The organism is Spirosoma luteolum (assembly GCF_054778875.1).
Genome location: NZ_BAAGZE010000003.1, coordinates 1,005,793 through 1,024,205, shown reverse-complemented (window position 1 = coordinate 1,024,205; position 18,413 = coordinate 1,005,793). Strand labels below are relative to the sequence as shown.

The following is an 18,413-nucleotide window of genomic DNA, read 5'->3' as shown; positions in this document are numbered from 1 at the left end:
AGGTATGATACATTTTCTGACACAGCCCTGGCCCTGGTATGTGGCCGGTCCGCTGATTGGTCTTACGGTGCCGGCCCTATTGCTGCTGGGTAACAAGGCGTTCGGCATTTCATCGTCGCTGCGCCATATCTGCGCGGCCTGCCTGCCGGCCGGCATCGACTTTTTCAACTACGACTGGCGCAAGGAGAGCTGGAACCTGTGGTTTGTTGGCGGCATTGCCGTTGGCGGCTTCATTGGTGCCCAACTGCTGCCTAACCCGGGCGCCATGCAGATTACGCCCGCCACGGTGCAGGCTCTACAAGGGCTCGGCATTCACGATTTTACGAGCGGGTTAATGCCAGCCGATATCTTCAGCTGGGATAATCTGCTCAGTCTGAAAGGCCTCATCTTTCTGGTGCTGGGTGGGTTTCTGGTCGGATTTGGTACGCGCTATGCCGGAGGCTGCACTTCGGGCCATGCCATTATGGGTTTGTCGAACCTGCAATGGCCGTCGCTGGTGGCCACCATCAGCTTTATGGTGGGCGGGTTTGCCATGACCCACCTCGGCCTGCCGTATCTACTGCAACTGGCCGGTTTCTAACATCACATACGCCAGCTGGCCGCCCGGCAATCGGGTAGCGCGGTCTGGCTCAATCAACCCAGCATATGGTTACAGAAGAAAAACGGGTGCAGTCGCCAGTACGCCGGCCAGCAGCCCACAACTGGAAGTTTGGCCTGGTAGGGGTGCTGTTCGGCATTGTGTTTGTCAAGGCCGAGGTTATCTCCTGGTTTCGCATTCAGGAAATGTTCCGTCTCGACTCCTTCCACATGTACGGCGTTATCGGCATGGCCGTAGCCGTGGGCATGCTGTCGGTCTTTCTGATCAAACGCTTCAACGTGCGCACCCTGCAGGGCGACCCCATTACCATTGCGCCTAAGCAGTTCAGCCAGGGACAGATCTATGGAGGGTTGCTGTTTGGCTTTGGCTGGGCCATTACGGGCGCGTGCCCGGGGCCTTTGTTTGCGCAGATTGGAGCGGGTTATACAGTCGTAGCCGTAACGTTGCTGAGTGCGCTGCTGGGTACCTGGGTGTACGGGGCTATCCGGCACCGGCTACCCCATTGACCTATCCGGTCGGGTGCTCATCGATACCCAGTCGGGGCAGGGCCGGGTTGAGCACCCGGGCGGTGACTTTGACGCGAAACATGCGCACGCCGTGGACATCGAAATCGCAGCTGTAAAAGGCCCGTTGTTTGATGCCCCGGTAGACCGCCGTGTAGTTGACGCGGGGAGGCCAGTTGTTAATAGCCAGTTCGGCGCTAATGGCATCAACGGCTTTGCGCAGGTTTGAGAAGAGCGTCAGCACGGGCTCGCGCTGCCGCAGTGCGTTGAGCGATCCCGTGTACACAATCGATACTTCGTAGACAGTCCGGCTGGTGAGCCGTATTCGGGGCGTTTCGCCCTCTTTTTTTGTCAACATCTTCATCATTAGCAATATTATGAAAAATAATTTGCCTATTTTTCATAAGCTAAACTAAAAGCATGCCTGGGGCGTTTTACTATCAACTACGCAGGAAAGGCCGGACGACATCAATCGCCCGGCCTTTTTCGTGCCTAAACAAAACGCCCCCGATGGACTCCATCGGGGGCGTTTTGTTACTATACCGGCGGGCAGCTGCCCGTTGATCAGGCTTTCTTGTACATCACCGACTCCACGGCATCCAGCGTCCGTTTCACGTTCGGCAGGATGGCTTCGATAAGGGTTGGTGCGTAAGGCAGCGGCAGGTCGAGGCTGTTGACCCGGATCACGGGCGCATCGAGGTAATCGAAAGCGTTCCGTTGAATGTTATAGGTCAGTTCCGACGAGATAGCAGCCAGCGGCCACGCTTCTTCGACAATAACGCAGCGGTTGGTTTTCTTAACCGACTCGATGATGGTAGCGTAATCGATAGGCCGAACGGTGCGCAGGTCGATTACCTCGGCCGAAATGCCTTTCTTCGCCAGTTCGTCGGCAGCCGCCAGAGCTACTTTCATGATTTTGCCAAACGAAACGATAGTAACGTCATTGCCTTCGCGTACGACGTTGGCTTTGCCGAGCGGAATCAGGTATTCTTCCTCGGGTACCTGCCCTTTATCGCCATACATCAGTTCCGACTCCATGAAGATAACGGGGTCGTTGTCGCGAATCGAGCTTTTCAGCAGGCCTTTGGCATCGTAGGGGTTCGACGGAACCACTACTTTCAGGCCGGGCGTGTTGGCAAACCAGTTTTCGAAGTTCTGCGAGTGTTGCGACGACAGCATCCCGGCGTTGCCGGTGGGGCCGCGGAATACGATGGGGCAGGAATACTGACCACCCGACATCGACATTATTTTGGCCGCCGAGTTGATTACCTGATCGATGGCAACCAGCGAGAAGTTGAATGTCATGAACTCGATAACCGGACGCAGGCCGTTGATAGCCGCCCCAACGCCGATACCGGCAAAGCCCAGCTCGGCAATGGGTGTGTCGATCACGCGATCGGCCCCAAATTCGTCGAGCATGCCCTGACTGACTTTATAAGCGCCGTTATACTCGGCCACTTCTTCACCCATTAGAAAAACGCTGGCATCCCGGCGCATCTCTTCCGTCATAGCCTCCCGCAGGGCTTCACGGAACTGTATTTCTCTCATGCTGAATTCGTCTGTTTCGGTCCAGAAAGGCAACTGACCGGCCAGCACTTACCCCAAAAAGGGAACGAAGCAGGGCCGGAAAGGCAGGCCAAAAGTAGGCAAAATGGGGGTATTCATCAAATGTAACCGCTACACCGGCTACCCCTTTTGGGGCCATGCACTCAATTTGTCGGGATTGGGGGCCGTAGATGCCCCGCCACGGGTCGATCGGCGTACTGTTTCAATCACTGCCGGGCCGTGGCCGGGGCTGGTTCAGGGACGAGTACACCCCTAGTAGTAAGCCGAGCGGAGCAAACGAGCGGTTGCTGATAAGACGTAAGGATCTAGCAATCAGGCGATCAGATAAGGCTATAGATTTAGGATAAAAGCAAGATTGCTCACGGTAACTACGCCCCGTACAAATGTCAGTATGGCGCTCATTTAGCAGTTCCAGTGGGCGATAGGTATAATGGCGAAAAACTTATAAGTATTTATGCTACAGATAATTGATGGATTTAGGAGCACCAGGGTGATCCCGTAGGCTGTTCGACAAGAACCGTGTGCTGTTGATTCAGGGAACAGGGTAACACTGTTATTCATTTTGTATTTTACTGGCCATCAATCCCTTGTAAAATACTTTTAAAAATATTTTAATAATATACATTAGACTGCCTCCGTGTGGCAGCTTATAGTCAATTGATATTGGAACCCTATCGACATTGTCTACTTAGTAATGGGCGGAAAATGGATCGACCGCAGGCAGTGGCCGTATGTCGGATATACCGAATCGGGTGGCTGCGTTCGCGCCGGCACTACCTGTAAAAATCCGATCGCTGCTGCGCAAAAACCACGGCTGCTAAAGAGGCCGATCTTTTTATGCCCGAGTCACGAGTAAACGCTACCTCAAAACAAACGCTATGAAAAATCACGCTCAACTGTCCGGGAAAAGCCCGGATAAGCTGACACCCCCGATTGTGCCTACCTGGGTAGCATGGGCGCTGGCTGGTATTGCCCTGGCGGGGCAGCCGGTAATGGCTGGTTTGCCCGAACAGCCGGGCCGCGCGATCGAGCGCCGGCTGTTCGGCCGACTGCCCATTTTGCCCGCCCAGACCGTTACAGGGCGAGTTACCGACGATACGGGCGCGGGCCTGCCCGGTGCCAGTGTCGTAATTAAAGGTACGACCAACGGCACTACTACCGATGCTAATGGCGCCTTCTCACTGTCGGTACCAACCGGTACCGAAACCCTCGTGATCTCGTATATTGGCTACGTACCCCAGGAAATTGCCCTGGGCGGTCGGGCGCAAATCGACGTTAAACTGGCATCCGACAGTAAGGCGCTGAGCGAAGTGGTGGTGGTTGGTTACGGTACGCAGAAACGCTCCGACCTGACCGGGTCGGTAGGGAGCGTGAAAAGTACCGAACTGCTCGACCGGCCGGCTATCAACGTCGAACAGTCGCTGCAGGGCCGCATTGCGGGGGTCAACGTATCGGCCAACTCGGGGCGACCGGGCGGTAATACAACCATCCGGATTCGGGGATATAGCTCGATCAACGCAACCAATAATCCGCTCTACGTGGTCGACGGCATTATCTGGGCCGCCGGCATCGACGCCCTCAACCCGGCCGACATTGAGAGTATCGACGTGCTGAAAGATGCGTCGGCAACGGCTATCTACGGTACGCGGGGGGCCAACGGCGTTATTCTGGTGACGACCAAGCGGGGCCGCAAGGGCGGTACCATCAGCTACGACACCTACGTGAGTGGCAGCCGCATTGCCCGCAAGCGCGATGTGCTGAACGCCCGCGAATTTCTGGACCTCGAAGACCGGGCCTATCAGAACGTCGCCAAGTATGACCCCGCGGGCTGGGCCGCCGGCAAGTACGCCAGCAAGGACCCCAAAATTAAGCGGACGGCCCTCATTGGCAAACTGTTCGATGCGAACCTAAATCCGCTCTACGATGTCGACTGGCAGGACGAAACCACCCGTACGGCCGTTAGCCAGAACCACAACCTCGGGTTCACGGGCGGGGGCGATCAGACAACGTTTGGCTTCTTCCTGAACTACAACGACAACCAGGGGATTATCAAAAACACGTACCTCAAACGCTACACGGGCCGGCTGGTTGTCGACAGTCAGATCAAGCCGTGGGTGAAGGTGGGCGCTACGCTCAACTACAGCAACTCGGAAGAGCGCCGGGCCGACGATGGTGTGGGGGGCAACAACATTCCGCGGATGCTGATCGAAATGGTGCCGATTGTGCCGATCCGGTATCCCGACGGGACTTACGGCAAGCGGCAGGATTACCCGGACATGGAAAGCGGAGATAACCCGGTTGCCCTGGCCAACGAAGACAACCGGCAGTATAAGAAGCAGGTGTTCGGGGCTAATGCCTACGCCAACATCACGTTTATGCCCGGTCTGGATTTTCGCACTACGCTGGGAGCCAACCTGTCGAGTCAGTACAACCCCTTCTCCGAAACCAGTCTGGTGCAGCTGACGCGCCCGTTCCGGGGTTACGCCGAGATCTGGAGCTACGATACCAAGTTTCTGCAGTGGCAGAACTACCTGACTTACAACAAGCAGTTCAACGCCAGCAACTCGCTCAACGTGGTGGCCGGGGTCGAGTTTCAGCGCTACAACTACCTGCAGTGGTTTGCGGGGGTCGAGAGCTTGCCCGACAACTACTACCAATACTATAACCTGGGGGTAAGTGCCAACCCGCTGCCGCCGACATCGTCGTATAATGCCTACCAGATGGCATCGTACTTCGCCCGGGCCAACTACAATTTCAACGACCGCATTCTGCTAACCGCCACGGGGCGTTTCGATGGGTCATCGCGGTTTGGGGCCAACAACAAGTACGCCTTCTTCCCGTCGGCGGCCGTGGCCTGGCGCGTGTCGCAGGAGGAGTTCCTGAAAAACAACACGGTGATCTCGGATCTGAAACTGCGGGCCAGCTACGGCCTGACGGGGAATTCCGAAATCAACTCCTACCAGTCGCAGGCGAACCTGAGCACCACAACGGCCGTGTTTGGCGGACAGCGGGCAGCGGGCACCATTGTCGGTACGCTGGCCAACCCCAACCTGCGCTGGGAAAAAACGGCGCAGTATGACCTGGGTGTGTCGCTGTCGTTGCTGAAAGGGCGCATCAACATCGAAGCTGATGCTTACCTGAAGAAAACCCGCGACCTGCTGCTGTCGGCGCCCGTACCCCTGTCGAGTGGGTACGCGAGCATCTACAAAAACATCGGCAGCATGGAAAACCGGGGGCTTGAACTGGGGCTGAACACGATCAACATCGACAACAAGGATTTCAGCTGGTCGACAACGTTCAACATCTCGTTTCTGCGCAATCGCGTAACGGCGCTGGGCGACGCCAACGACGATATCTTTCCCGATCCGCAGTTCCTCAACAACACCAACATTCTGCGGGTGGGCGAATCGGTTGGCTCGTTTTACGGCCTGATCCGGACGGGTACCTGGGGGTCGAACGAAGCTGATCTGGCAGCCCGCTACGGCCGCAAACCCGGCGATCTGAAATACCTCGATCTGAACAATGATTTTCAGATCAACGACCAGGACCGGCGGGTGATGGGCAAGGGGATTCCAACGGCCTACGGCACGTTTAGCAACACGGTCCGCTACAAAGGCATCGACCTGACGCTCGACCTGCAGTATTCCTACGGCAACGATATTCTGAACCTGACCCACCACTCGGGTCTCGACCGCACCGGACAGGCCAACAGCTATGGCGAAGTGCTTAACGGCTGGACACCAGCCAACCAGAACACGTTTATCGCCGAAGCCCGCCCGTCGTACGTATACTACGATTCAAAAATTGACTCGTACAAGGTAGAAGATGGCTCGTTTCTGCGGGGGCGCAACCTGTCGGTGGGCTACACCTTCCCCAGCGACCTGACGCAGAAGCTGAAGCTGGGCCGCCTGCGGGTGTATGCCTCGGCGCAGAATTTCTTCGTGCTTACCAAATACAGCGGTTACGACCCCGAAGTGTCGACCTACGGCAACGCCTTTGCGCAGGGTATTCAGTTTTTCGATTATCCCAAAGCACACGTCCTGACGGCCGGCCTCAATATTTCGCTTTAACCGATCCTCAATCGACACGTTCTTATGAAACGATACAGTAAAACCATTGGAAAAGTCCTGCTGGGCGGGGCGCTGGTGGCGCTGACTTTCGGCTGCTCGGATTACCTGCAGGAAGTCAACAAATCGAATTTCTCGCAGGAGAGTTACTTCACCTCGGCGGGGCAGGCTCAGTCGGCCGTCGATGGTATCTACGCTTCGTTGCGGATGTTCAACGCAGACAACGGCTACGGCGAGCGCCCGTGGGTGTCGCTCGAACTGATCAACGGGCACGCTAGTACGCTGGGCCAGAGTTTTTACAACAGCCAGTTTATCAACCAGACGGCCGATGCGGCTAACCCGCCATTCCGGACCATCTGGCAGAGCAGCTATAACGCTATTGGCAGCGCCAACCTGGCGATTCAGAAAATTCCGGGAATCCAGATGGACGAGGTGCAGAAAAAATCGCTGCTGGGGCAGACGTACTTTCTGCGGGCTTTTTTTTACTACCACCTGGTGCGGCTTTACGGCGATGTGCCGCTGCTGACCAACCCCATCGACGCGTCGAGCGCCGATCTGTATGCGTCCCGGTCGCCCCAGGCCGATGTTTACAAGCTGATCATCAGCGACCTGACCATGGCCGAACAGGCGGGCCTGCCCGCGTCGGACCAGACGGGCCGCGTATCGCTGGGAGCTGTCAAATCACTGCTGGCCAGTGTGTACCTGACCACGGCGGGCTATCCGCTGCAGCAGAAGGAGAACTACCAGAAAGCCGCCGACAAAGCAAAGGAAGTGCTGGCGCTGGGGGTGTATTCGCTGTTTCCGTCGTACGAATACCTGCACGACAACGCCCACAAAAACCAGGGTGAGCTGATTCTGCAGGCCCAGTACGCAACGGGTATTGCCACCAACTCAATCAGTGCGCTCGTGATTCCGTATTTCGCACGGATATCGGTCTACGGTGATGAATATGGTGCCCTTATTCCAACGGAAGCGTTCTATAATACCCACGAAGCGGGCGATTTGCGGGCGCAGGAGCGGCAGTTTTACTTCTCGCAGTATCCGTCGATCAGCGACACGACCAAGGTTGTGACGTTTGGTGCCCACGCACTCTACAAGTATTTCCACAAGGAGAGTGCCCTGAATCGCAACGTTAATACCGACGAAAACTGGACCCTGCTGCGGCTGCCGGAGGTAATGCTGATTCTCGCCGAAGCCTCGAACGAGGTGAGTGGTCCCACCGCTGCCGCCTACGACCCGATCAACACCATCCGGACGCGGGCCCGGCTCAAGCCACTGGCCGGCCTGACCAAAGACCAGTTCCGCGAGGCTATCTGGAAAGAGCGCTACCATGAACTGGCCTACGAAAACAAAGCCTACTTCGACACGCAGCGCACCCGCAAAGCCTACGACGTGATCAACAACAGGTTTGTGGATGCCATTGGCTTCAAAAACGAGAGTGGGGCCACGTTTACGGAGAAGTACCTGCTGTGGGGAATTCCGCAGTATGAAATCAACAACAACAAAAAGCTAACCCAGAATCCGGGCTGGTAGCCTAGTTTGGTGGTTGGCCCCACATTACTTACTGAACTGTATTCTGGAAAGGGAGCCGGCGCATGCCGGCTCCCTTTTTTGGCGTCGGTCCGATTTCAGGCGGGCCGGACGGTTTGGCGGGCCTGTTCGAGCAGCGTCTGTTTCTGGTCGAGCGACAAGTGCAGCGGTAGCTGGGCCAGCCCGATCAGCCGGCGCAGCAGTTCGACGGCCGTGAACTGCCGGCGCAGGCCATCGTCGAAGGTAGCGGGGGCCTGGTAGCGCTGCCAGATCGAGTCGATCAGCGCATCGGGTTGCCCGGCCATGTAAATATGAGCAATCATGATACCGAGATCATATTCGGCGGGGCCGTAGAAGCAGAACTCGGGGTCGATAACTTTGGTGCCCTTATCCGTCTGGAGCCAGCTACCGGGGTAAAAATCGCCGTGAAGCAGCGTATGCCCGTCGGCCAGGTACGTATCGCCCAGGCGGAGTACAGCTTTTTTTAGGGCTTCGTCGGTTTTGTAAGGCATGGCCAGCGCCTGCAGACCGGGCTGAACAGTGTCGAGGTCGAAACCATTGTCGGGCATAAACGGGAACACAAACAGGTGCTCGTGGTTGAGCGCCCGCATGGCCCGGTTGGCAAAGGCCGGGTTGGGCACCGCCCGCTCAAAGTGATTGTGCAGGTCGGAGAGGTAGCCAGTCAGGGTATCCAGGGCCACATCATCGAGGGATTGGCCAGGCTGGTAAAGCCACGTGAAGTCGCACGACTCGCCCAGGTCTTCCAGCACCAGAATGTTATTTTCGGGGTCCATGCCGAGGAGCTGCGGCATCTGCTCGGCCAGCAGCGTAAACGGCCGGACTGCTTCATAGAAATGCCCTTCCACAATGGCGCGCTCGGCAGGAGCCGGAATCGACGGGTATTTCTCGACGTAGTCGCGGGCCTGTTTTACGATCAGCGTGCGAATCGGGGTCCGGACACGCAGGGTAAAATTCATGTTGCCTTCGCCCGGCTTTTCAACGGTGGCGATCGACTCATTCTCGTCGAGCCAGCCCCGCCGGAGCAGGTAATCCTGAAGTTGCGGAATATGCTGGGCAGATAGTAGCATAGGAATCAGATTGGCTAAAGGCCGGGCCGTTGAAGGCGCGCAACCAGATGGAAAGATACAGCCCCGCAGCAGAAAACGCTAGTCAGCGTATTACGGCCAGTTTGCCCGCCAGACCCGCCACGCCGTCGGCCCGGACCACTACAATCAGGTAGATACCCGTCTGAGCCGCCCGCCCCCGGTAGTCGCGCAGGTCCCAGACGGCCGATCCGCCCTGCGACCGGGTTTCATAAACCAGTTGCCCGCCCGCGTCGAGAATCTTGACCGTGGCGTTGTCGGTCAGGCCCCGGATACCTACCGAGCCTGTATAGTCGGGCCGCACCGGGTTGGGGTAAATGGTCAGGCCAGTCAGCTGCTCGGCCGGTTCTGTTGCCACGCCCTGGTAGGAAACGAGTCCGCCGGGTGTCTGTACAAACACCCGCCCAAGCGTTGGCTCAACGGCCAGCGCCTGAATGGGCAGACTGGGTAGCGGGCTATTGTCGGGCGTGAAGCTGTCGAGCAGCTGCGCGCCGTCGGCCGATACGTGGTAGAGACCGGTACGCGTACCAATCCACTTCTGGTTGCCCCCATCGACGGCCAGCGCCGTGACTACCTCGTTGGCCAGCAACCGACGCCGGTTCAGGATAGGCGGGCTGGCGTTTACCCGGCCCGAAAACACGCTGCCCGGGTCGTCGAAAACCGTTGGGCCCAGGTCGGTGCCTACCCAGATGGCGCCGTTCCGGTCTTTCACCAGCGTCCGGACCACGTTGCTCAGCAGGTTGCCGGCATCGGCCAGCGTCGAGAGCGTGCGGGTGCGGTTGGTCGTTGGGTCGAACACGTACAGGCCTGTACCCGGATCCGATCGCAGCCAGAGAAACCCGGCATCGTCGGGCACAATCTGCAGAATGGAACGCAGACTACCCGCCGAATAGGTCTGGAACGTACCGTCGGAACGGCGAACGTGGAGCTGAGCCGCCCGCAGGGCCGAGCCATCGGTGGCCAGCCAGAGGTTGCCCGCGCCGTCGGTGGCCAGACTGCTGATGTTGGGGCTGATACCAGCGGCCAGCGGCACCGGCGTGGGCGATGGGCTGCCAGCCGACAGTTGCCAGAGGCCGGCGCCGTAGGTGCCCAGGAACAGGGTTTGCTGAGCCGGCACATAGGCTGCGGACGTGAACCCCCGATCGAGGGCACTGCCGCCCGTCAGCGTTTGCCAGCGGTTATCGGCCGGGGCATACAGACTGGCAGCGGCCTGTCCGGTGCCCAGGCCCGTGTTGTCCTGCGGCCCGTTGGGCAGGGCAATTACTTGCCCCGGCAAGGCATACAGACCCACAAACAGATCACGATCGGGGCCGGGGGGGCTCAGCCGCGAAAAAATGCCGTTAACACCGGCCAGCAGCCCAAACCGCGTGTCGGCCACCCAGATGCGCCCGCTATCGACCGCTACCTCGCGCGGATCGGTCAGCAGGGGGCCGGCAAACGTGCCCAGGCCCGGTACCTGAATGGCCTGCTCGGTGGCGACTACGGCGCTTGTCGGAGCCGTGGTACTGCCGGGTGCAAAAAGACGGATAGATGCGCCCGTAACCGGTTGCGTAAGCGCCCAGCTGCCCGTTTGGCGCGTGTAGATGCCCTGTCGTGCTACCGATGCCGATAGCTGCCCCTGCAGGGTGAGGAGGGTGGTGGGCGACCCGGGCGGGCCGTCGATAGTACGCCAGTTGGCCGGGTCGGCGATCGCCACGGTGCTGGCGAAGCGCGTAGCCCGGATCGACTGGGTTGTGCCACTGACCGACAGGGGAGCGGTGAGGGCATACAGGCTATCGCCGACGAGGGTGGTCTGGTAGAGCGGCAGTGGCGTACCGTCGGCCCGGCGGCTGAAATAGGTGTCGAGAATATCGTTGGTGCTCAGGTTGAGCACGACCAGGCCGAAATCGGTGCTGAGGCAGGCCCGCGTGCCAATCCGGTAGATGTGGTTGATGGTACGGGCGTCGGGCAGGCCGGGTGCCGTGGCAATGGTCGACAGCGTTGTAACGGCACCTGCTTCGCCCGTAGCCGAGACCTGCATAAAATCGACCGCGCCCGACAGGTAGGCAATCAGCAGTCGCTGCTGATCGGGCAGGTACAGGAGCCGACTGATCCCCACATCGCTCAGGCCATCCTGCCGGGTCAGCACTCGCAGGTCGCCGGTGGGTTTGTGGTAAGTGAACAGGCCGTTGCGGGTGGCTGTATAGACATACGCATTGACCACCGCCACCGACTGCGCCGACTGGTAGCTGGCGTGCGACTGCCAGGTCCGGGGCTGCGCCTGTACCGGCCCGAACAGCCACAGGCTGGCAAGCAGCCCCGCGAGCCACCTATTCATCGTCGGGTTCGTAGACCCACTCGCGCCGGCCGGCGTCGGGGCCGAGGTTGAAACAGCGCCGGCAGCGCGCTTCGTAGCTGTCAGTTTCGCCCAACAAAACGCGCTCCTGGGAGGGCACCAGCCGGTAGGAATGCTGCGCAATGTCGCCACAGACCACACAAATGGCGTGTACTTTCGTTACGTACTCGGCAACGGCCATCAGTTGAGGCATACAGCCGAAGGGCTGCCCCGAAAAATCCATGTCGAGACCAGCTACTACGACCCGCTGCCCCCGGTTGGCCAGTGTCTGGCAGACGTGCACAATAGCCTTGTCGAAAAACTGCGCTTCGTCGATGCCCACTACGTCACAATCGCCGGCCAGTTCAATGATTTGGCCTGCTGTTTGCACCGGTATCGACGGAATGGAAATGGCCGAATGCGACACGATGTTATTGACATCGTAGCGGGTATCGAGGGCGGGCTTAACAATGCGGACGTTGAGCTTGGCGATGCGGGCCCGGTTGAGCCGGCGGATCAGTTCTTCGGTTTTGCCGGAGAACATCGATCCGCAGATCAGTTCGATCCAACCCGTTCGGAGATGGGGCGGTTCGCGCCGTCGCGACGGTTCAATAAACATAGGCGGCTGGTCGTTGGCGATAGTGACGAAACGGCATCGAAATTCGACACTAATTCGCTTGATTAGTGGACAAAAACCGCTTCTTTTGATTTTAATACGTGTAAAAAAGGGTCGTGTCCGAAAATTATATCTCTACAAAACAAAGGGTTTTACCGATGTCGAACAAGTTTAATGCGAACGCCCTCAACGACTACAGTCGGTCGTATGCCCGCCGGATAGCAGCCGATTTTTACCAGCAATATCCCACCATAAACGGTCAGCAGATTCTGTCGCTGACGCCCATCAGTCATGTCAATCTGCTCGTCGTCAGTAGCTTGTCGGATAAGTGGCAGGCCGATGCGGCCAAGTTTCGCAGTCCTTACTTCGATTTTGGGAATGCCGAAGTAGAAGAAGCGCTGCAGCAGTTCATGAACGTGGTGTCGCAGCATATTTCGATTCGGCGGGAGCACCTCGAACCGCTGCTGATCGATGCCGTTCGCCGAACCATTATTCTGATCTTCGACCCCCGTGCGTATTTCGATGAACTGCTGCGCAGCCAGCCCGATTTTACACTCACGGCTCCGGCGCTCAAACAAATCAGCCGGTACACCAAAATCAACCAGTTTATCACGACGCACCTCACGCAGCGCATGAACGGCAAGCCGTTTGTCTACGTGAATCAGGCGCTCGGCTATCTCGACGAGGCTCTCACCCAGAAAGCCCACGAACTGGAGCATTACGAAAAGTTTGTGCAGGTTTTTTCGGAGAAGGTGCCGATGGATGTGTCGGCGCTGCTGCGCAGCCACGTTCCCGACAGTATCCCGCCGGGACCGGCCCGCTCGTTTTTCGATTCGGTAACCGAACCGGCCGTGCCGCCCGCTCCGCTGGTAGCCCCCGACGTCCCGGCCATGACACCCCCGGCCGCTGCTGCGCCTGCTGCTCCGGCCGAAACGAGCGATACAACATCGGGAGGGCCGCTGGTGCTCGACGCCAGTACGCCCGGTCCTGAGCCGGTAGCGCCCATCAGCCAGCCGTCGCCTATGCCGTCGGGCGCCATCAGTCAGCCGGAGAAAACCGATGTGCCGTTTAAAACGGCTGAAACGGTGGCCGATGCTGTGCCGACGCTCAACGATCAGCTGCGCGAAAAAGCGGCTGCCGAGACGGCCGAGCCAGCCAGTGTGGCCGAAAGCTTCACGCGGGCACCTATCGAAAGCGTCGGCCGCAGCATCTCGCTCAACCAGAAATTCCGGTTTATCAACCAGCTGTTCAACGGCAACGGCACGGCCTACAACCAGGCCATCGAAGAAATCGACACGCTTAACAACTACGGCCAGGCACTTGATCTGATCTCGTACCGCTATGCCTCGCAGTATATGTGGGACATGAGCAGCGATGAAGTAAGCGAACTGGTCGAAATTCTGAAGCGCCGGTTCGCCTGATTCCGAAGCCCGCCTGGCTTTCCTATACAACGTTCGAACAACTTTCTTTTCACCCAACTCTCCTGTCGGCGCGGTGTCGGCAGTACCGTAACGTGAAACCAGACTTGTTGTGCGTTTTGCCCTACTGCTGCTGGCGGGGTATTGCGCCAGTACGCTGACACTGGCTCAGACAACCCCGTCGCGACCCGTCCGAACGTCACAGTCGGCCGAAGCCGTTTCCCGCTATTTGCAGGACCTGTTCCCGTTTCAGACCGAAGGCGTCGACTACGAGACCATCTTCGATGCGCTTACCCAGCTCTATACGAGTCCGCTCGATCTCAATGTAGCCACCCGCGACGAACTGGCGGCTACCTACCTGCTGTCGGACCGGCAGCTGAGCAGTCTGCTGGACTACCGGGCCCGCTACGGCGACCTGCTGTCGGTATATGAACTACAGGTCGTACCCGACTTCGACATAGGCACCATCCGGCGGCTACAGCCGTTCGTTACAGTCGATGGCACCCGTCAGTTGCTGAAAGGGTTACCCACACCTACCGATCATTACCTGCTGGTGCGTTACGAACAAACGCTGGAAGAACGCAAAGGCTTTTCGGAAGCCCTGCCCGACAAGAAAGGCAATCTGCCTACGCGTTACCTCGGCAACCCGCAGCAGTGGTTTCTGCGCTACCGCTACACACGACCACGGGCCTTTAGTGTGGGGCTGACACTTGAGAAAGATGCGGGCGAGGGAGTGGCCTGGCAGCCAGAACGGGGCTGCTACGGCGCCGACTACGTTTCGGGACACGCGCAGGTGCAGAACCGTGGCCGGTGGCGTAACCTGCTGCTGGGCGACTACCAGCTTCAGGTAGGGCAGGGACTTGTGCTATCGGCTGGCTTCGTGCTTAATAAAAGTGCCGAGACCGTGCAGACGGTTCGGCGCCCTACGCTGGGCGCCCGCCCCTACACCTCACTGAGCGAATGGGGGTACCTGCGGGGCGGCACGGCTACTTATGCCCTGCGCCCCGATCTCGATCTGACCGTACTGGCTTCCCACACCCGGCGCGACGCCAACCTGACCCCCGATAGTCTGGGGACGGCACTGGTGGCTACATCGCTGCAAACATCGGGGCTGCACCGCACCCTTGCCGAACAGGCCGATCAGCGCAGCCTCTGGCAGACCGATCTGGGGCTGCATATACTGTATCATCCGAAGGCCCGCCTACAACTGGGTCTGACCCTGCTGCAAACCTGGTTTGACCACGGTTTGCAAAAGCGCGCGCTGGCGTACAACCGTTACGAATTTGTGGGCATGAACAACCGCGTGGCCGGCCTGCATGGGGGCTACGTAGTACGCAACTGGAACCTGTTTGGCGAACTGGCCTACAGCACGGGCTCACAGACGAGCCGGGGCGGGGTCGGGGCTGTAGCCGGTGCGCTGGGTAGTCTGAATCGTCGGGTCGATGTGGCGGTGGCGCTGCGGCATTACGATCCGACGTTTCACTCGTTTTATGCCAACGGGTTTGGTGAGAACAGCCGTACCATCAACGAAACGGGCGCTTACCTGGGCCTCAAATACAGCCTCTATCGCCGGCTGACACTCAGTGGCTTTGTCGACTACTTCCGGTTTCCGTGGCTCAAGTATCTGGTCGATACCCCCTCGTCGGGATTCGATTACCTGCTGCAGGGGCGCTACACGCCCGATCGGCAAACGGCTTTTGCGCTGGTTTTCCACGACGAGCATAAGCAGAAGAACAAGCCGGGCAGCAAAACCACGCCCCGCGAGGTGGTGGCAACGACCCGACAAACGCTGGCGCTCACGGCCGACTACCGGCCCGGGCGGGCGGTATCGATGCGGTCGCGGGTGCAGTGGGGGCGTTTCGGGTATGCCGGCCTGCCGGCATCGAGCGGGTTTGCGCTGGTGCAGGATGCCACGTTCGACTGGCGTCGGCTAAGTCTGAGCGGGCGGGTGGCTCTGTTCGGGACGGATGATTACGACGCCCGGCAGTATGTCTACGAGCGCGATGTGCTCTATGCGTTCTCGTTCCCGGCCTACTACGAGCACGGTGTCCGGCACTACCTGCTGCTGCAGTACAGTCTGAACCGCCAGCTGGATATCTGGCTGCGCTGGGCCCGTACCGATCTGACCAACCAGCCCACCATGGGCTCTGATCTGGAGTTGATCAACGCCCCCCACCGCTCGGAGGTGAAAGTGCAGGCGCGGTGGCGGTTCTGAACCCTAGCGGTCCATTTCCCGAATAAGCTTGTTGGCGTTGATGAACTCGTTTAGTTCGTCGACGCTGGAGTGGGTCAGGCTTTCACTGTTGCCCTCCCACAGTTTTTTGCCTTCGTAGAGAAACACGATCTTCTCCCCAATCTCCATCATGGAGTTCATATCGTGGGTAATCACGATGGTTGTCACGTTATATTCCTCAGTGATTTCCTTGATGAGCTGGTCGATCTTGATCGAGGTAAGTGGGTCGAGGCCCGAATTAGGCTCATCGCAGAACAGGTATTTGGGGTTCAGCACGATAGCGCGGGCTATACCGACTCGTTTTTTCATGCCCCCGCTGATTTCCGATGGCATACGGTCGGCCGCTTCGGCCAGGCCTACCCGTTTCAGACACTCCTGTGCCCGTTCGAGTTTCTCATCTTCCGACTGGTCGGTCAGCATATCGAGCGGAAACCGCACATTGTCGAGCACCGTTTTGGAGTCGAACAGGGCCGATCCCTGAAACAGTACCCCCATCTCGCGCCGGATGGCTTTCTGTTGCTCCGGGTCGCTGGTCAGAAAGTCGCGGCCGTCGTAGATAACCTCGCCGGCATCGGGCTTCACCAGGCCAATCATGCTTTTAAGCAGTACGCTTTTGCCCGTACCACTGCCGCCGATAATCAGGTTGGTTTCACCCTGTTTGAAAGTCCCGCTGATACCCTTGAGCACCTGACGGTCGCCAAACGTCTTGGCTATGTTCTTAATCTCGATCATGATTCAGTGAGTGATTGAGCGAATGAGTAATTGAGTGTTCGGTGATGCATCAGCCCCAAGCACGCAATCACTCAATCGCTCATGCACAATTAGGTAAGGAGCACCTGCGTCAGCACGAAATCGGCGGCTACGATGGCGATACAGCTGCTGGTAACGGCGGCCGTTGAGGCACTACCTACTTCGAGGGCACCGCCCTGCACGTTATAACCCTGATAAGCCGAAATGGTCGACACCAGAAAGGCGAAAACAACCGTCTTGATGAGGGCAAAGGTGACGCCAAACGGGTTGTAATCGAACCGCAGTCCGTGGATATACTCTTCGGGGCTGATCACGCCCGCCAGCGTTCCGGCAATGTATCCGCCCAGCACCGACAGAAAGGCCGCCATGATAACCAGCAGCGGAAACATCAGTACGGCGGCAATCACTTTGGGCAAAATCAGATACGAACTTGAGTTGATGCCCATGACCTCCAGCGCATCGATCTGTTCGCTGATGCGCATGGTACCGAGCTCACTGGCAATGTTCGACCCCACTTTACCGGCCAGTACGATACACGACAGGGTAGGGGCCAGTTCGAGGATGGAACTGTCGCGCACGATGAGTGCAATGATATAGCGGGGAACAAACGGGTTCGTGAGGTTATAGGCCGTCTGCACACAGGTGACGGCGCCGATAAACGTATTGACGAGGGCAACGATAAAAATAGACCCAACACCGATCGACATACACTCGTCGATAATCAGGCGCAGGTAAACGCTCATCTTTTCCCGGTTCCGGAACAGCGTTCCCAGGAAAATGAAATAATGACCAATTCGTGATAGCATGATTCTGGTAGCGAAACAACCAACGGCGCGGGAGCGGGGTGGGTAATACTCCTTTCAGAAACTCCATCGGCGCCCGAATGGTTTCTACCGTAACTTGCGCACCAACCCGCGTTTCTGTTTTTCGTAGTTATGAAGCCTTTACTCGTTGTTACCGGTGGCACCAAAGGGATTGGACTGGCCATCGCCGACCGGTTTATTGCCGGTGGTTTTGACGCGGTTATCTGTGCCCGATCGGTCGACGGTGCCGATGGCCCCGGCCGATTGCCCGTTGCGGCCGACCTGAGCACCCGCGCCGGGGTCGACCAGCTGATCGACTTTGTCCGGGCGCTCGGCCGGCCCGTCGACGTGCTGGTCAATAATGCTGGCGTGTTTCTGCCCGGTCAGATTCAGAACGAAGCGGAAGGTACTTTCGAACAGCTGATGACGACCAACGTGGGCAGTGCCTACCACCTCACCCGGGGCCTGGTAGGCGATATGGTGGCCCGGCGGCAGGGGCATATCTTTATGATGTGCTCTACGGCCAGCATCACACCCTACACCAACGGTGGTTCGTACTGCATCTCCAAATTTGCACTGCTGGGCATGAGCCGGGTGCTGCGCGAAGAGCTCAAGCCAACCGGAGTGAAGGTAACGGCTATTTTGCCCGGCGCCACGCTCACCAACAGCTGGGCCGGCACCGACCTGCCCGCCGATCGCTTTATGGAATCGACCGACGTAGCCGACAGCGTCTGGTATGCCTATTCACTCTCCCGATCGGCCGTTGTCGAAGAGATCCTGATTCGCCCCCAACTCGGTGATTTGTAGGGGCTCTGCTAGTCGACTTGACAGGTATATAAGTAGTAAGAGGGTTTTTTAAGTAACTTGCGCCCGGCTCGATCGATGTATAGGGTGAATTATTAACTGAAAAAC

Annotated in this window: 14 protein-coding genes; 7 read left to right on the top strand and 7 right to left on the bottom strand. The window is 58.3% G+C overall.

The window, feature by feature from the left end:
- Positions 1-4 precede the first annotated feature (4 nt).
- Both ACYVAC_RS06965 and ACYVAC_RS06960 read left to right on the top strand, forming a co-directional pair.
- A complete protein-coding gene (locus tag ACYVAC_RS06965; RefSeq protein WP_461096875.1) occupies positions 5-580 on the top strand; it encodes a YeeE/YedE family protein in 576 nt (191 codons plus the stop codon).
- Positions 581-645: 65 nt separating this feature from the next.
- A complete protein-coding gene (locus ACYVAC_RS06960; RefSeq protein WP_461096874.1) occupies positions 646-1,104 on the top strand; it encodes a DUF6691 family protein in 459 nt (152 codons plus the stop codon).
- A 1-nt stretch (position 1,105) separates the two neighbouring features.
- Here the strand turns inward: ACYVAC_RS06960 and ACYVAC_RS06955 are convergent, their stop codons facing one another.
- Both ACYVAC_RS06955 and ACYVAC_RS06950 read right to left on the bottom strand, forming a co-directional pair.
- Positions 1,106-1,465 (bottom strand): hypothetical protein, encoded by a 360-nt coding sequence (locus ACYVAC_RS06955; protein WP_461096873.1) that lies wholly within the window; start codon positions 1,463-1,465, stop codon positions 1,106-1,108.
- A 200-nt stretch (positions 1,466-1,665) separates the two neighbouring features.
- Complete coding sequence (locus ACYVAC_RS06950; RefSeq protein ID WP_461096872.1) at positions 1,666-2,649, bottom strand: pyruvate dehydrogenase complex E1 component subunit beta; 984 nt, start codon at positions 2,647-2,649, stop codon at positions 1,666-1,668.
- A gap of 896 nt (positions 2,650-3,545) precedes the next feature.
- On the opposite strand from ACYVAC_RS06950, the gene ACYVAC_RS06945 reads away from it, so the two are divergent.
- On the top strand, positions 3,546-6,737 hold the full coding sequence (locus tag ACYVAC_RS06945) for a SusC/RagA family TonB-linked outer membrane protein (protein WP_461096871.1): 3,192 nt from the start codon (positions 3,546-3,548) through the stop codon (positions 6,735-6,737).
- Positions 6,738-6,761: 24 nt separating this feature from the next.
- On the top strand, positions 6,762-8,267 hold the full coding sequence (locus ACYVAC_RS06940) for a RagB/SusD family nutrient uptake outer membrane protein (RefSeq protein WP_461096870.1): 1,506 nt from the start codon (positions 6,762-6,764) through the stop codon (positions 8,265-8,267).
- Between the two features lie 95 nt (positions 8,268-8,362).
- On the opposite strand, the gene ACYVAC_RS06935 is transcribed toward ACYVAC_RS06940, so the two are convergent.
- From ACYVAC_RS06935 to ACYVAC_RS06925, 3 genes are all read right to left on the bottom strand, one after another.
- Positions 8,363-9,352 carry a phosphotransferase gene (locus ACYVAC_RS06935; RefSeq protein WP_461096869.1) on the bottom strand — a complete coding sequence of 330 codons (990 nt, stop codon included), beginning with the start codon at positions 9,350-9,352 and terminating at the stop codon, positions 8,363-8,365.
- A gap of 82 nt (positions 9,353-9,434) precedes the next feature.
- Positions 9,435-11,684 carry a type IX secretion system anionic LPS delivery protein PorZ gene (porZ, locus tag ACYVAC_RS06930; RefSeq protein WP_461096868.1) on the bottom strand — a complete coding sequence of 750 codons (2,250 nt, stop codon included), beginning with the start codon at positions 11,682-11,684 and terminating at the stop codon, positions 9,435-9,437.
- Complete coding sequence (locus tag ACYVAC_RS06925) at positions 11,677-12,300, bottom strand: thymidine kinase (protein WP_461096867.1); 624 nt, start codon at positions 12,298-12,300, stop codon at positions 11,677-11,679. Before ACYVAC_RS06925 ends, porZ begins: the two co-directional genes overlap by 8 nt.
- Positions 12,301-12,455: 155 nt before the next feature.
- Here ACYVAC_RS06925 and ACYVAC_RS06920 point away from each other — a divergent pair, with 155 nt between their 5' ends.
- Complete coding sequence (locus ACYVAC_RS06920; RefSeq protein WP_461096866.1) at positions 12,456-13,718, top strand: hypothetical protein; 1,263 nt, start codon at positions 12,456-12,458, stop codon at positions 13,716-13,718.
- Positions 13,719-13,827: 109 nt separating this feature from the next.
- Entirely contained in the window at positions 13,828-15,930 is a 2,103-nt protein-coding gene (locus tag ACYVAC_RS06915; protein WP_461096865.1) for a ComEA family DNA-binding protein, read from the top strand.
- Between the two features lie 3 nt (positions 15,931-15,933).
- On the opposite strand, the gene ACYVAC_RS06910 is transcribed toward ACYVAC_RS06915, so the two are convergent.
- On the bottom strand, positions 15,934-16,680 hold the full coding sequence (locus ACYVAC_RS06910) for an ABC transporter ATP-binding protein (RefSeq protein WP_461096864.1): 747 nt from the start codon (positions 16,678-16,680) through the stop codon (positions 15,934-15,936).
- Positions 16,681-16,769: 89 nt separating this feature from the next.
- Positions 16,770-17,504 carry an MlaE family ABC transporter permease gene (locus ACYVAC_RS06905; protein ID WP_461096863.1) on the bottom strand — a complete coding sequence of 245 codons (735 nt, stop codon included), beginning with the start codon at positions 17,502-17,504 and terminating at the stop codon, positions 16,770-16,772.
- A 129-nt stretch (positions 17,505-17,633) separates the two neighbouring features.
- Here ACYVAC_RS06905 and ACYVAC_RS06900 point away from each other — a divergent pair, with 129 nt between their 5' ends.
- The gene (locus tag ACYVAC_RS06900) at positions 17,634-18,308 is read left to right on the top strand and encodes an SDR family oxidoreductase (RefSeq protein ID WP_461096862.1); all 675 of its coding nucleotides are present in this window, start codon (positions 17,634-17,636) and stop codon (positions 18,306-18,308) included.
- Positions 18,309-18,413: the final 105 nt, after the last annotated feature.

Bases quoted from the DNA above. Each gene is read 5' to 3' on its own strand.
- ACYVAC_RS06965 (WP_461096875.1), top strand. From the start codon at position 5: ATGATACATTTTCTGACACAGCCCTGGCCCTGGTATGTGGCCGGTCCG.
- ACYVAC_RS06960 (WP_461096874.1), top strand. From the start codon at position 646: ATGGTTACAGAAGAAAAACGGGTGCAGTCGCCAGTACGCCGGCCAGCA.
- ACYVAC_RS06955 (WP_461096873.1), bottom strand. From the start codon at position 1,465: ATGAAGATGTTGACAAAAAAAGAGGGCGAAACGCCCCGAATACGGCTC.
- ACYVAC_RS06950 (WP_461096872.1), bottom strand. From the start codon at position 2,649: ATGAGAGAAATACAGTTCCGTGAAGCCCTGCGGGAGGCTATGACGGAA.
- ACYVAC_RS06945 (WP_461096871.1), top strand. From the start codon at position 3,546: ATGAAAAATCACGCTCAACTGTCCGGGAAAAGCCCGGATAAGCTGACA.
- ACYVAC_RS06940 (WP_461096870.1), top strand. From the start codon at position 6,762: ATGAAACGATACAGTAAAACCATTGGAAAAGTCCTGCTGGGCGGGGCG.
- ACYVAC_RS06935 (WP_461096869.1), bottom strand. From the start codon at position 9,352: ATGCTACTATCTGCCCAGCATATTCCGCAACTTCAGGATTACCTGCTC.
- porZ (WP_461096868.1), bottom strand. From the start codon at position 11,684: ATGAATAGGTGGCTCGCGGGGCTGCTTGCCAGCCTGTGGCTGTTCGGG.
- ACYVAC_RS06925 (WP_461096867.1), bottom strand. From the start codon at position 12,300: ATGTTTATTGAACCGTCGCGACGGCGCGAACCGCCCCATCTCCGAACG.
- ACYVAC_RS06920 (WP_461096866.1), top strand. From the start codon at position 12,456: ATGTCGAACAAGTTTAATGCGAACGCCCTCAACGACTACAGTCGGTCG.
- ACYVAC_RS06910 (WP_461096864.1), bottom strand. From the start codon at position 16,680: ATGATCGAGATTAAGAACATAGCCAAGACGTTTGGCGACCGTCAGGTG.
- ACYVAC_RS06905 (WP_461096863.1), bottom strand. From the start codon at position 17,504: ATGCTATCACGAATTGGTCATTATTTCATTTTCCTGGGAACGCTGTTC.
- ACYVAC_RS06900 (WP_461096862.1), top strand. From the start codon at position 17,634: ATGAAGCCTTTACTCGTTGTTACCGGTGGCACCAAAGGGATTGGACTG.